We start from the raw sequence: 12675 nt of genomic DNA on the forward strand, positions 1-12675 counted from the left end.
TCCGCGTCACTCCGCGGGGGCGGGCCTGCGCCGGAACAGCAGCACCGCCACGCCCGCCAGGATGAAACCGCCGCCGATCGCGCCGAGCAGCAGGTCCTTGGAGTCCGACTCCTTCTCCTTCGAACCGGCCTGCGCGGCGCTCTGCGGGGAGGCCGACGGCTTCTGTGACGCGGAGGGGACGGGGGCCACGAGCGTTTCGACCGGCTCGACCTTCCCCGCGTTGGCGAAGCCCCAGTCGAAGAGCGTCTCGGCGTTGTCCCACAGGCTCTCGCCCTTCATCAGCGCGATGATCAGCCGCCGCCCGTCGCGTTCGGCCGCGCCCACGAACGTCTGCCGGGCCGCGTTGGTGTAGCCGTTCTTGCCGGCGATGAACCCCTTGTAGGGCCGTGACTCGCCGGGAAGCATCCGGATGTGGGAGTAGATCGGCATCATGTAGCGCTTGGCGGGGATCTTCTTCTTGGTCTTCTTGTCGACCTTCGCCGGACGCAGCGCCGGGAACTTCGCGTTGACCGTCGAGGCGTACTCGACGAACCCGGGGATCTTCAGCCCCTCCCTCAGGATCAGCGCCAGGTCGTAGGAGGTCGTGTACTGCGTCTTGACGTTCAGCCCCAGGTCGACGTCCAGGCCGTTGGGGGAGCCTGCGAGCGTGTCGGCCGCGCCGAGCCGCTCGGCCTCGGCGTTCATCAGCTTCAGGGTCGGCTCCATCCCGCCCTGCGGCAGGGTCAGGGTCATCGCCGCGTCGTTCGCCGAGACCATGAGCAGCGCCCGGAACAGGTCGCCCGAGCTGTAGGTCAGCTTCGGCGTCATGCCGACCTTGGTGCCCTCGGGCTCCACGCTCTCCCGGGTCGGCTGGATCATGGTCGTGTCGCCGAGCCGCGGGATGAGGGCGACCGCGGTGAGCACCTTCTGGGTGCTGGCGGGCAGGAGCCGCCGGTGCGGATTGTGCGCGGCCAGCACCTCACCGGTGTCGGCGTCCGCGATGATCCACGACCCCGCCTTGATCTTCTTCAACCGCGCGTCCGGCGCGGCGACGACGGTGCCGGGGGTGAGCGCGACGGTCAGCATGGCTGCGGCAGCCGCGGCGGCGGCTCTGTGCGGTGCTCCCATGAAGACGAGAGCCTAACCGTCCCGGTCCCGGTGCCGCCTACCCTGCAAGGATGACTTCTCGACGTTCCGCCGTGTTCCTGCTGGCCCTGGCCGCCTTCATGGCCTTTGAATGGATGATGCTCGCCAAGAACCTGGGCAGCGGTCCGCGGCGGGCGACGGCGTTCTACGTGATCCACTACATCCTGGCGGCAGTGAACGTGGTCTTCGCCGCGATCCTCGCGAGGATCGGGTGGAAGTCCTGGAAGAAGGCATCTTGACACCCCGGTCGCACTCCTCGAGTAAGGGCTCGCCTACCATCCCTTCCATGGAGTTGGCTGCTGCCTTCCCCCAAGCCGAGCGCGAGCGTTGGCGGGAGCTATTGAAGGGCGTACTCCGCAAGTCCGGAGCCGCCACCGAAGACACCCCTCTCGACGCCGTCGAGGAACTGCTCACAAGGCGGTCCTACGACGGGGTCCCTATCGCCCCCCTCTACACCGCGGACGAGGCACTCGCCTCCCGTCCGTTCGCCACCGCCCCGCGCGACGGTGACGAGAACCCGGCGGGCTGGGACGTGAGGCAGCGACACGCGGATCCGCTGCCGGAACGGACCAGAGAGGCGATCCTCACCGACCTGGAGAACGGCGCCACCTCGGTGTGGCTGACCCTCGGCAGCGCGGGCATCCCCGTCGCGGCGCTCGGCGAGGTGCTCAAGGGCGTGCACACCGAGCTCGCGCCGATCGTCCTGGACGCGGGCCCGCAGACCCGGCAGGCCGCCGAGGCGTTCCTCGCCCTGGCCGGGCCGGAGTCCCTGGGCAACCTGGGCGCCGACCCGCTGGGCCTGGCCGCGCGCACCGGCGTGACCATCCCGACCCCGGTCGACCTGGCGCAGCGCGTCGCCGCCGAGTTCCCCGGCATCCGCACCTTCGCGGTGGACGGCACCGCCTACCACGACGCGGGCGGCTCCGACGCCCAGGAGCTCGGCGCGGTCCTCGCCGCCGCCGTGGCCTACCTGCGGGAGCTGACCGAGGCCGGCCTGAGCGTCGAGGAGGCCGCCGGGCAGCTGGAGTTCCGCTACGCCGCGCACGCCGACCAGTTCCTCACCATCGCCAAGCTGCGCGCCGCGCGCCGCCTGTGGACGAGGGTGGCCTCGCTGTCGGGCGTGTCCGACACCACCGCGCGGATCCACGCGGTGACGTCCAGCGCGATGATGACCAGGCGCGACCCGTGGGTGAACATGCTGCGCACGACCGTCGCGTGCTTCGCCGCCGGAGTGGGCGGCGCGGACGCGGTGACCGTCCAGCCGTTCGACGCCCGGCTCGGACTGCCCGACGCCTTCTCGCGCCGCATCGCCCGCAACACCCAGACGCTGCTGCTGGAGGAGTCCTCCCTGGCCCGCGTCGTCGACCCGGCCGGCGGCTCCTGGTACGTCGAGCAGCTCACCGAGCAGCTCGCCCAGGCCGCCTGGACATGGTTCACCGACATCGAGAAGGCCGGCGGCCTGGCCGCGGCGCTGGAGTCCGGGCTGGTCGAGCGCGAACTCTCCGCCACCTGGGAGAAGCGCCGCAAGGACCTCGCCCGGCGCAAGGCGCCGCTGACGGGCGTCAGCGAGTTCCCGAACCTGAACGAGGAACTGCCCGAGCGCGAAGAGGCCCCGGCTCCGCTGAGCGGAGGGCTGCCGCAGCGCGCCTACGCGCAGGACTACGAGGCCCTGCGCGACCTGTCCGACGCCCAGCCCGTCCGGCCGAAGGTCTTCCTGGCCACGCTCGGCCCCATCGCCGTGCACACCGCGCGGGCGACGTTCGCCGCCAACCTGTTCCAGGCGGGCGGCATCGAGACGGTCACCGGCGCGCCCGAGGAGTTCGACGGCGGCGTGGCGGTCATCTGCTCCAGCGACAAGCTGTACGCCGAGCAGGCCGAGGCCGCCGCCGAGGCGCTGAAGGAGCGCGGCGCGGTCAAGGTCTGGCTGGCCGGTAAGGGCGAGTACACCGGGGTGGACGGCAACGTCTTCGCCGGGTGCAACGCGATCGAGATCCTGGAGGGGACCCTTCGGGACCTGGGAGTGACGGTATGAGCATCCCCGACTTCTCCGACGTCCCGCTGGGCGAGCCCGTAGCGCCGGACGTCCTCGAAAAGCAGTGGCGTGAGGCGGCCGGGGAGCGCCCGGCCTGGGACACGCCCGAAGGCATCGACGTCAAGCCGCTGTACGACGCCTCCGACCTGTCCGGGCTCGACTTCCTGGGCACGTTCCCGGGCATCAAGCCGTTCCTGCGCGGCCCGTACGCGCCGATGTACGCGACCCAGCCGTGGACGATCCGGCAGTACGCCGGGTTCTCCACCGCCGAGGAGTCCAACGCCTTCTACCGCCGCAACCTCGCGGCCGGGCAGAAGGGCCTGTCGGTCGCGTTCGACCTCGCCACCCACCGCGGCTACGACTCCGACCACCCGCGCGTGGCCGGCGACGTCGGCATGGCCGGTGTGGCGATCGACTCCATCTACGACATGCGGCAGCTGTTCGACGGGATCCCGCTGGACAAGATGTCGGTGTCGATGACCATGAACGGTGCCGTTCTGCCGATCCTGGCCCTGTACGTGGTGGCCGCCGAGGAGCAGGGGGTGGCGCCGGAGCAGCTCGCCGGGACCATCCAGAACGACATCCTCAAGGAGTTCATGGTCCGCAACACCTACATCTACCCGCCCACCCCCTCGATGCGGATCATCTCCGACATCTTCGCTTACACCTCGCAGAAGATGCCGAAGTACAACTCGATCTCCATCTCGGGCTACCACATCCAGGAGGCCGGAGCCACGGCCGACCTGGAGCTGGCGTACACCCTCGCCGACGGCGTGGAGTACATCCGGGCGGGACAGGCGGCGGGCCTGGACATCGACGCGTTCGCGCCGCGCCTGTCGTTCTTCTGGGCGATCGGCATGAACTTCTTCATGGAGGTCGCCAAGCTGCGGGCCGGACGCCTCCTGTGGGCCAAGCTCGTCAAGCAGTTCGACCCCAAGTCCGACAAGTCGCTGTCGCTGCGCACCCACTCCCAGACGTCCGGCTGGTCGCTGACCGCCCAGGACGTCTACAACAACGTGGCGCGCACCTGCATCGAGGCGATGGCCGCGACCCAGGGCCACACCCAGTCGCTGCACACCAACGCCCTCGACGAGGCCCTGGCGCTGCCGACGGACTTCTCCGCCCGCATCGCCCGCAACACCCAGCTGCTGCTCCAGCAGGAGTCCGGGACGACCCGCACCATCGACCCGTGGGGCGGCTCGTACTACCTGGAGAAGCTCACCCACGACCTCGCCGCCCGCGCCTGGGAGCACATCCAGGAGGTCGAGAAGTTCGGCGGCATGGCCAAGGCCATCGACGAGGGGCTGCCCAAGCTCCGCATCGAGGAGGCCGCGGCCCGCACCCAGGCCCGCATCGACTCCGGCCGCCAGCCGGTGATCGGCGTCAACAAGTACCGTCCCGACGTCGACGAGCTGATCGACGTCCTCAAGGTCGACAACGCCTCCGTCCGGGCCCAGCAGATCGCCAAGCTGGAGAGGCTGCGCGCCGAGCGCGACCCGCAGGCCGTCGCCCGCGCGCTGGACGCCCTCACGGCCGCCGCCGGGGCCGACCAGGTCGCCGACCTGGAGCACAACCTGCTCAAGCTCGCCATCGACGCCGCCCGCGCCAAGGCGACCGTCGGCGAGATCTCCGACGCGCTGGAGAAGGTCTACGGACGGCACTCCGCCACGATCCGTACCATCTCCGGTGTGTACCGGGAGGAGGCCGGAGCCGTGTCCACGATCGAGAACGCCCGTGAGGCCACCGACGAGTTCGCCGAGGCCGAGGGCCGCCGCCCCCGCATCCTGGTGGCCAAGATGGGCCAGGACGGCCACGACCGGGGCCAGAAGGTGATCGCCTCCGGCTTCGCCGACCTCGGTTTCGACGTCGACGTCGGCCCGCTGTTCCAGACCCCGGAGGAGGTGGCCCGCCAGGCCGTCGAGGCCGACGTGCACATCGTCGGCGTCAACTCCCTGGCCGCCGGTCACCTCACCCTGGTGCCCGCTCTGAAGGCCGCGCTGGCCGACCTCGGCCGCGACGACATCATGATCGTCGTGGGCGGCGTCATCCCGCCGCAGGACTTCGACGAGCTGCGCGCCGCCGGGGCGTCGGCCATCTTCCCGCCCGGCACGGTCCTCGCCGAGGCCGCCGTCGATCTGCTGAAGGAGCTGTCCGCCAGCCTTGGCCATGCCTGACGTCAAGGATTATGTGAAAGGGGTCCGGGAGGGCTCCCGAGCCTGGATCGCCCGCGCGATCACGCTCGTGGAGTCCACCCGGCCCGACCACCGGGAGCTCGCCCAGGCCGTCCTGGCCGAGCTCACCCCCTACGCCGGGAACGCCAGCCGTGTCGGCATCACGGGCGTCCCCGGCGTCGGCAAGTCGACGACGATCGACGCCCTCGGCACGTATCTGACGGGCAAGGGCCACAAGGTCGCCGTCCTGGCCGTCGACCCGTCGTCCACCCGGACCGGCGGCTCGATCCTGGGCGACAAGACCCGCATGGCCCGCCTGTCGGCCGACCCGAACGCGTTCATCCGCCCGTCCCCGACGGCCGGGACGCTCGGCGGCGTCGCCAAGGCCACCCGTGAGGCCATGGTCGTCATGGAGGCCGCCGGCTACGACGTGATCCTGGTGGAGACCGTCGGCGTGGGCCAGTCCGAGACCACGGTCGCCGAGATGACGGACTCCTTCCTGTTCCTGACGATCGCCCGCACCGGCGACCAGCTCCAGGGCATCAAGAAGGGCGTCCTGGAACTCGCCGACGTGATCGCGGTGAACAAGGCCGACGGCGACCACGCCCTGGAGGCCAAGAAGGCGGCCCGTGAACTCGCGGGCGCCCTCCGCCTCCTGCGCGGTTCCGGCCGGGCCGTCCCGGTCCTGACATGCAGTGCCCTGGAAGGCGCCGGCCTGGCCGACGTCTGGGACCACATCCTCGCCCACCAGGACGCCCTCCGGGAGTCCGGCGAACTGGAGCGCCGCCGCCGCGCCCAGCAGATCCGCTGGACCTGGGCGATGGTCGAAGACCGCCTCCTGCACGCCCTGCGCACCCACCCCGCCGTCCAGTCCCTGGCCCCGGAACTGGAACGCCGGGTCGCCGACGGCGAACTCCCCCCGTCCACCGCCGCCGACCAGATCCTCAAGGCCTTCTCCGGCGAGTGACCCTCACCGCAAGGAGCATGAGCCGCGCAGGCACCGGCCGAATGCGGCACACGCGGTACGCCGTGAGACGTCGCCCGGCCGTCGCGGTGGCCTCGTTCTCCGGGCATGCCCACCGCGGGCACGTAGATTTGGGTCCAGGTGCCACCGCTGCCGAGACCGCGAGGTGAGCTTCGATGACGGCGATGCCGGACGAGTCACCTGTCGTCCGTGACGATCTGCGTGCGGCGTTCGCAGCTCTTGAGGTGATGCCGGGCTTCCGCGCGGAGCTGGTGGATGGAGAGATCATCTTCCCGCCCCCCTCGAAGGCGCCCTGCCGACCCGCGAATTCTGACCCGTCCGGTCACGGCGTCTCCACGGGTTTCGGGCATGATCACGTTATGAGCGGTTTCAGTTCCGCCGACGGGACCCGGCTCGCCTATCACCTGGAAGGGGAGGGCGAACCGTTGGTGTGCCTGCCCGGCGGGCCGATGAGGGCGTCGGCCTATCTCGGTGACCTGGGAGGCCTGGCGGCCCACCGCCGCCTGGTGAAGCTCGACCTGCGGGGCACCGGAGGCTCCGCGGTCCCCGCCGACCGCACGACCTACCGCTGCGACCGGCAGGTCGACGACGTCGAGGGGCTCCGCCTGCATCTGGGCCTGGAGCGGATCGACCTGCTGGCGCACTCCGCAGCCGGGGACCTGGCGATCCTGTACGCGGCCCGCCACCCGGAGCGGGTCCGCAGCCTCGTCCTGCTGACGGCCCGAGGCAGGGCACTGGGCGTCGACTTCACCACCGGCCACCGGCTGGAAGCCGCCGGCCTCCGGACCGCCGAACCCTGGTACCCGCGGGCGCGGCCCGCGTTCGACGCCCTCTGGAGCGGAACGGCGGACGACGAGGACTTCGACGCGGCGGCCCCGTTCTTCTACGGCCGGTGGGACGACGCGGCCCGAGCGCACGCCGCCGTCGAAGCCGGGCAGACCAACGAGGAGGCCGCCGCCCTCTACGCCTCCCCGGCCGCCTTCGATCCCTCAGCGACCCGCGAGGCCATCGCCTCCCTCAACGCACCGGTCCTGGTCGTGGCGGGTGAACTCGACAGCGGCCCCCTGCCCCGGATCGCCGCCGAGATCGCCGCCCTCTTTCCCAACGCGAGACTCGACGTCGTCCCCGCCGCCGGCCACTTCCCCTGGCTCGACGCCCCGGCCCGTCTCCGCCGAAGCATCACCGACTTCCTGGCGCCCGCCGAGAGCGCGGTGCCGCCGCACGACCACGGGATCGCCCTCGATGGGCCTGGCGATGAGACGTAATACGTTGGTTCGGGTCAGCCGGCCTGGAGCAGGGTGCGCAGCCCGGCGGTGTCGATGATGCGGGCCCGTGAAGGGAAGACGCGATGGAGCAGGACGTCGTGGACTTCGGTGTCGGGGTCGGCGACGCCGTCGGACAGGACGTAGAGCCGGGCAGAAAGGCCAGGATCCCGGGCTGGTAGTCCATGACGAGAAGAGCGGTGTGCGCGGGGTCGAGCGCGGCGGCGGGGCTCATGCGGGTGTTCTCCTTGCTCGGTGTGTCATGTGCGGCTACGAGCCGGTTCCGGCTCGGGCTGTGGCGTGTGGTCTTGCCGGAGGAGCAGCAGCGGGGTCGCCAGCAGGAGCACGCCGGCCAGGCCGATGGCCGTACGCGGGCCGAGCAGGCTGCCCAGCACGCCCCAGACGGCTGTCAGGAGTGCGGTCGTGGCCTTGGTCGTCACCGACCACGCGGACAGGGTGCGGACGACCCGGTCGGTCGGGGTGCGCTCGAGGCGGCAGGTGGCGGAGACGGGGTTGAAGACCCCGCAGCAGAGGATGAGCCCGAACTCCACGCCCATCACCAGCAGCAGCCCTCCGGTGCCCGGGCCCAGGAAGGCCAGGCCGACGGGCCAGACGGCGCGCAGCGTCCCGGACACGACCAGGACCCGGTGCTGCCCGAACCGGGTGGCGAGCGGCCGGGCCAGCCGCGAACCGAGCAGGCCGCCGATCGCGGGCGCGGCGAAGGCGAGGCCGTACTGCCATGGTGCGAACCCGAGCGTGCCGAGCATCAGGACGGCCAGCAGCGGCTGGGTGGCCATCACCAGGCCGTTGAACAGGGCGGTGTTGAAGAACAGCGGGCGCAGCGTCGCGTCGGCGAGGATGTACCGCCAGCCGTCGAGCAGGTCCACGGCCCGCATGCGCGCGGCCTCCCGGCGCTCGGGCCGCGGCTCGTGCCCGCCCGTCGCGCGGATGCCCAGGGCTGAGAGCAGGTAGCTGACCGCGTCGGCCACCACCGTCGCCACCGGGCCCAAGAGCCCGATCGCCGCGCCGCCCAGCGGCGGTCCGATGATCGTGTTCGTCCAGGTCGTGGACTCGAATCGGGCGTTGGCGACGAGCAGGTCCTCGGCCGGCAGCAGCGTCTTCAGGTACGCGCCGGAGGCGGCGCGGAAGGTGATGTCGGCCGCCGCGACGACGACCGAGACCAGCAGGAGCTGGAGGAAGGTGAGCACGCCGAGCGCGAACGCGGCGGGGATCGTCAGCAGCGCCGCGAACCGCACCAGGTCCATCGCCATCAGCACCGGCCGCTTGCTGCGGAACTCCACCCACGGGCCGAGCGGCACCGCCACGGCCGCGCCCACCGCGGCCCCCGCGGAGGCGAGCGCGGCGACCTCGGCCGGGCCGGCGTGCAGCACCTGGACGGCGATCAGCGGGAACGCGCCGAAGGCGAGCCACGTGCCGAGCTCGCTGGTCCCGTACGCCGCCCAGAGCCACCCGAACCGCCGTCCCAGCCGCGGTCCGAGCAGACGTCCCGGCCAATGCCCGCTCTTCATGCCCGCCATCCCTCGTCACTCAGCTGTACAACCGATTCGCGATCAGAAGCATCAAAGCGAGCACTACTAACAGGGGTCAAACAACCACAGGGCCGCCCGGACACAACCAATGGTTGTGTCCATAGGGTGTCGGCATGGACCTCGACACCGTCCGGACCTTCGTCGCCGCAGCTGACGCGGGCCAGTTCCAGGAGGCCGCTGCCGAGCTGGCGGTCACCCAGCAGGCCGTCTCCAAGCGCATCGCCGCGCTGGAGCGCGACCTCGGCGTGCGGCTGTTCACCCGCACTGCGCGCGGCGCCCGGCTCACCATCGACGGGCAGGCGTTCCTGCCCCACGCGCGCGAGCTGCTGCGCGTCGCCGAGCGCGCGGTCGCGTCCGTACGCCCCGGCCGCCGTCCGCTGCGCGTCGACGTGCTCGCCTCACGCAGCGCGGCGTCGGGCCTGATGCGCGGTTTCCACCGCGCGTACCCCGAGATCGAGCTCGACGTGCTGATGCTGTTCGACATCGAGACGGCCGTCGCAGCCCTCCGGTCCGGTGCGATCGACGCGTCCTTCCGCGCCGTCGCCGTGCCCGGCCGTCCCCTTCCCGAGGACATCGAGACCGTCCGCGTACTCGACGAGCCGCTCCAGCTTCTCACCGGTCCCGCTCACGCGCTGGCGGGCGCCCGGTCGGTGACCGTCGCACAGCTCGCCGGGCACCGGATCTGGATGCCCGGCATCGTCCCCGGCACCGAGTGGGCCGCCTACTACGACGACCTCGTCGCCGAGTTCGGCCTCACCATCGAGGCGACCGGCCCCAACTTCGGCTCCGACGCGCTCCTCGACACCATCGCCGACACCCCGGCCCTGGCCACCTTCATGGGCGAGCACATGCGCCTCGTCTGGCCCGTCGGCCACGACCTGCGCCGCATCCCGGTGACCGACCCGACGCCCGTCTACCCGCACTCGCTCCTCTGGCACCGCGACAACCCCCACCCGGCGCTGGCCGCCCTCCGCGCCCACCTCGCCGCCGCAACGGCCGCCCACGACGCCGCCGGGACCTGGGCGCCGGACTGGGTGACCCCGCGCTGAACGGCTTCGCCTTAGAATTAGGCGTATACGTCTATATGTTGCGCCGGTGCCTTTGGACGCTTCACGGAACAGCCTGCTGCCGCTGCTCGGACTTCTGATCGAGCAGCCGTCGCACGCTTACGGACTCGCTTCGCATCTGCGCGAGGGGCAGGCCGCCTCCGCGGACTTCGTCATGGCCGTCGCCTATGCGGGGTCCTCCCGGCCGACCACGCCGCGTCCCTCCTGGAGAGCCGCGCCGACCGGCTCGACGGGGAACCGGCCGCCCTGCGGGACCGGCCCGACGGTGTGGCGGAGGCGCACATGCTCGAAACGGTCTACTGGCGCACCGTCGTCACCGCCGAGACCGCCTGGGTCAGGACGCTGGCCTCACGGATCCGATCACACGACATCGACTGGCCGGGCGCGCCGGCCGGCGGACGAGGAGAGGGGTGAACCTGAAGTCCGGCATTTATCCGGGCGGGCGCGCACCTGTCCGCCGGGCCGCGGCAGGATTTCGCCGGCCACGTCGGCCTGGGCCTGTGCCCCGACGCCGTTTGGACGGCGTTGAGCGCATGAACCACTCCGTTCCCTCCAGAATCACAGGGAGAACCGGGGCCTATCGGAAGGGGCGTTATGAGCCGATTCTGCGAGGCGTGCGTGAACCAGGCCGTCCGCCACGGAATCGCATAGAGAAAAGCGGCTCTGGGGGAATGTTATGCATCAGGGTGTTCTGCGGCGGAGGCGTCCGTGGACGGTGGTCGTCGCGGTGGTCACGGCGTTCGTTCATCTGCTGCTCGCGGGGTTCGGGGCCCTGGTGGCGAGCAGTCTGCTCGGGAACGTGTTCGTGTCCCTTGCGGCGTTGTTCGTGGCGGTAGCGGCCTTCTGGATGTTCGTCTCCTCGCTTCTCTTCAAGGCCGGTGAGGTCGGGACGCGCAGGAACGGGCTGGTCGGCACCGCGACGGCGCTCGGGCTGGAACTGCTGTGCCTCGGGGCGCTCTGGTACGGCACACTTTCCGCCGACTGCCCGCCCGAGGGGTGTACCCCGAGCAACGAGGAATGGGCTCTCGTCGAGCTGGTGTTCTTTTCGCCGCTGCTGTTCCTGGGATCGGTGACGTTCCTGCTCCTGTGCACGCCCTCGGCCACGGCCTATTTCCGTCAGCGGTGAGGGCGCGGTCTTTCATGAGACATCGGGTGTGATCTGCATCACCTGAGATTCTCCTTGTGGGGGGAATGGCCGATGGTCGATGATCTTTGGACTTCGACCTGAGGAGGCTGTGATGCCGATCAGGGGAATGTTCTTGTCCGCGCTCGCGGAGATCTGGGTCGGCAAGATCCGCGTCCTTCTCTCCGGATTCTGTGTGGCCTGCCTGGTGGCGACGGTGACGGTGGTCGCCGCGGTGGGCGGGGTCACCCAGCAGGTGGCGCGCGAGCTGTTCGAGCAGCAGATGGGACGCCCCGGCACGATGATGCTCTATCCCGGTTTCCGGGACATGGGGCCGGCCGGGGTGCCCGTGGAGTCGCTGCGGGAAATGCAGAAGTCGCTCCGGCGCTTCGGGATCGTGCACAGCCCCTACGTCGATCTTGGTGAGGCGCAGATCCGCGTCGGCGGGCGCAAGGTGCTCAAGTCGCAGCCGAGGAACGGCATGCCGGACTTCTTCCTGACCGGGACGGATTACCGGCTGCTGGAGATCCAGGACGTTCCGGTGGTGGCGGGACGGTGGTTCAACGCCGCGGACGACACGCGGCTGGAGCCGTCGATCGTGGTCAGCCGGGGGTTCGTGCGGCGGATCGGGATGAGCCCGGGGACGGCGATCGGCACGCGGATGGAGTTCGCGGTCGGTGACGTCTGGCAGAAGATCCGGATCGTGGGCGTCGTCGAGGGCGAGGACGGGGGAATGGGGGGAGGCGGGATGCCGCCGCGGATCTTCCTGCCCGCCGAGTCGGTGCTGCGGATGGGGCTCTCCTCCATGCAGCCGTCCTTCAAGGTGAGGGTGGCGCCGGAGCACAGCGCGGCCACCGCCGCGCGGCTCAAGAAGGAGGCGCCGAAGTGGGGCGCCGAGGGTGTCCACCTGGAGAAGAACTTCGGGAACTTCGTGGTGATCGGTGACAAGCTCAAGCTCCTGCTGCTGGGCGTCATGGCCGCGATGCTGATGCTCGGCTCCCTCCCGGTGGTGGTGCTCGGGATCTTCGCGGTCCGGCAGCGGCGCAGCGAGTTCGGCGTGCACCGCTGCTTCGGCGCGACCGGACCCGACCTCTTCCTGACCGTCCTGCTCGAAGGGCTGATCGTCTGCTTCGGCGCGGGGCTGGCCGGGGTGCTCGCCGGCTACCTCGTGCAGGGCAAGGCGCTGCACCTCCTGATGACGAGGTACTTCGGGGTGCAGCAGGGGATCGACACCTCCTTCCCCTGGGAGGCGGCCCTGCTGGGGCTGGGAGTGGCGGTCTGCGTGGGCGTCTTCACGGGGCTGATCCCGGCCTGGCGGGCGATGCAGCGATCCGTCATCCGGGCGATCCGGGCTTAAGGA

At 70.8% G+C, this 12675-nt stretch carries 11 protein-coding genes; 9 read left to right on the top strand and 2 right to left on the bottom strand.

Going from position 1 to position 12675, the window contains the following annotated elements; all coding sequences use genetic code 11:
* Window positions 1–6 precede the first annotated feature (6 nt).
* Window positions 7–1107, bottom strand: a complete 1101-nt coding sequence (locus ABGB12_RS31270) for a D-alanyl-D-alanine carboxypeptidase (RefSeq protein ID WP_347683487.1) — start codon at window positions 1105–1107, stop codon at window positions 7–9.
* A gap of 50 nt (window positions 1108–1157) precedes the next feature.
* Between ABGB12_RS31270 and ABGB12_RS31275 the strand changes: the two genes are divergently transcribed.
* From ABGB12_RS31275 to ABGB12_RS31295, 5 genes are all read left to right on the top strand, one after another.
* Window positions 1158–1364: a hypothetical protein gene (locus ABGB12_RS31275; RefSeq protein ID WP_347683489.1), complete on the top strand. Its 207-nt coding sequence runs from the start codon at window positions 1158–1160 to the stop codon at window positions 1362–1364.
* Between the two features lie 47 nt (window positions 1365–1411).
* Complete coding sequence (locus ABGB12_RS31280) at window positions 1412–3157, top strand: methylmalonyl-CoA mutase family protein (RefSeq protein WP_347683491.1); 1746 nt, start codon at window positions 1412–1414, stop codon at window positions 3155–3157.
* Window positions 3154–5331 (top strand): methylmalonyl-CoA mutase, encoded by a 2178-nt coding sequence (gene scpA, locus ABGB12_RS31285; RefSeq protein WP_347683493.1) that lies wholly within the window; start codon window positions 3154–3156, stop codon window positions 5329–5331. The genes ABGB12_RS31280 and scpA overlap by 4 nt, the downstream gene beginning before the upstream one ends.
* Entirely contained in the window at window positions 5324–6295 is a 972-nt protein-coding gene (gene meaB / locus ABGB12_RS31290; RefSeq protein WP_347683645.1) for a methylmalonyl Co-A mutase-associated GTPase MeaB, read from the top strand. Before scpA ends, meaB begins: the two co-directional genes overlap by 8 nt.
* A 377-nt stretch (window positions 6296–6672) precedes the next feature.
* On the top strand, window positions 6673–7578 hold the full coding sequence (locus tag ABGB12_RS31295) for an alpha/beta hydrolase (protein ID WP_347683495.1): 906 nt from the start codon (window positions 6673–6675) through the stop codon (window positions 7576–7578).
* A 257-nt stretch (window positions 7579–7835) separates the two neighbouring features.
* Here the strand turns inward: ABGB12_RS31295 and ABGB12_RS31300 are convergent, their stop codons facing one another.
* Complete coding sequence (locus ABGB12_RS31300) at window positions 7836–9104, bottom strand: MFS transporter (protein WP_347683497.1); 1269 nt, start codon at window positions 9102–9104, stop codon at window positions 7836–7838.
* A gap of 134 nt (window positions 9105–9238) precedes the next feature.
* Here ABGB12_RS31300 and ABGB12_RS31305 point away from each other — a divergent pair, with 134 nt between their 5' ends.
* From ABGB12_RS31305 to ABGB12_RS31320, 4 genes are all read left to right on the top strand, one after another.
* Window positions 9239–10174 carry a LysR family transcriptional regulator gene (locus ABGB12_RS31305; RefSeq protein WP_347683499.1) on the top strand — a complete coding sequence of 312 codons (936 nt, stop codon included), beginning with the start codon at window positions 9239–9241 and terminating at the stop codon, window positions 10172–10174.
* 300 nt (window positions 10175–10474) lie between these two features.
* The gene (locus tag ABGB12_RS31310) at window positions 10475–10606 is read left to right on the top strand and encodes a hypothetical protein (RefSeq protein ID WP_347683501.1); all 132 of its coding nucleotides are present in this window, start codon (window positions 10475–10477) and stop codon (window positions 10604–10606) included.
* 262 nt (window positions 10607–10868) lie between these two features.
* Window positions 10869–11318, top strand: coding sequence for a hypothetical protein (locus tag ABGB12_RS31315; protein ID WP_347683503.1), 450 nt, complete (start codon window positions 10869–10871; stop codon window positions 11316–11318).
* A gap of 112 nt (window positions 11319–11430) precedes the next feature.
* Window positions 11431–12672, top strand: a complete 1242-nt coding sequence (locus ABGB12_RS31320; protein WP_347683504.1) for an ABC transporter permease — start codon at window positions 11431–11433, stop codon at window positions 12670–12672.
* The last annotated feature ends 3 nt before the right edge of the window (window positions 12673–12675 follow it).

It is taken from the genome of Actinocorallia sp. B10E7, from assembly GCF_039871655.1.
Taxonomy (GTDB): domain Bacteria; phylum Actinomycetota; class Actinomycetes; order Streptosporangiales; family Streptosporangiaceae; genus Actinocorallia.

Excerpts from the sequence above, each read along its gene's own strand:
- ABGB12_RS31270 (WP_347683487.1), bottom strand. The coding sequence starts at position 1,107 with ATGGGAGCACCGCACAGAGCCGCCGCCGCGGCTGCCGCAGCCATGCTG.
- ABGB12_RS31275 (WP_347683489.1), top strand. The coding sequence starts at position 1,158 with ATGACTTCTCGACGTTCCGCCGTGTTCCTGCTGGCCCTGGCCGCCTTC.
- ABGB12_RS31280 (WP_347683491.1), top strand. The coding sequence starts at position 1,412 with ATGGAGTTGGCTGCTGCCTTCCCCCAAGCCGAGCGCGAGCGTTGGCGG.
- scpA (WP_347683493.1), top strand. The coding sequence starts at position 3,154 with ATGAGCATCCCCGACTTCTCCGACGTCCCGCTGGGCGAGCCCGTAGCG.
- meaB (WP_347683645.1), top strand. The coding sequence starts at position 5,324 with ATGCCTGACGTCAAGGATTATGTGAAAGGGGTCCGGGAGGGCTCCCGA.
- ABGB12_RS31295 (WP_347683495.1), top strand. The coding sequence starts at position 6,673 with ATGAGCGGTTTCAGTTCCGCCGACGGGACCCGGCTCGCCTATCACCTG.
- ABGB12_RS31300 (WP_347683497.1), bottom strand. The coding sequence starts at position 9,104 with ATGAAGAGCGGGCATTGGCCGGGACGTCTGCTCGGACCGCGGCTGGGA.
- ABGB12_RS31305 (WP_347683499.1), top strand. The coding sequence starts at position 9,239 with ATGGACCTCGACACCGTCCGGACCTTCGTCGCCGCAGCTGACGCGGGC.
- ABGB12_RS31310 (WP_347683501.1), top strand. The coding sequence starts at position 10,475 with ATGCTCGAAACGGTCTACTGGCGCACCGTCGTCACCGCCGAGACCGCC.
- ABGB12_RS31315 (WP_347683503.1), top strand. The coding sequence starts at position 10,869 with ATGCATCAGGGTGTTCTGCGGCGGAGGCGTCCGTGGACGGTGGTCGTC.
- ABGB12_RS31320 (WP_347683504.1), top strand. The coding sequence starts at position 11,431 with ATGCCGATCAGGGGAATGTTCTTGTCCGCGCTCGCGGAGATCTGGGTC.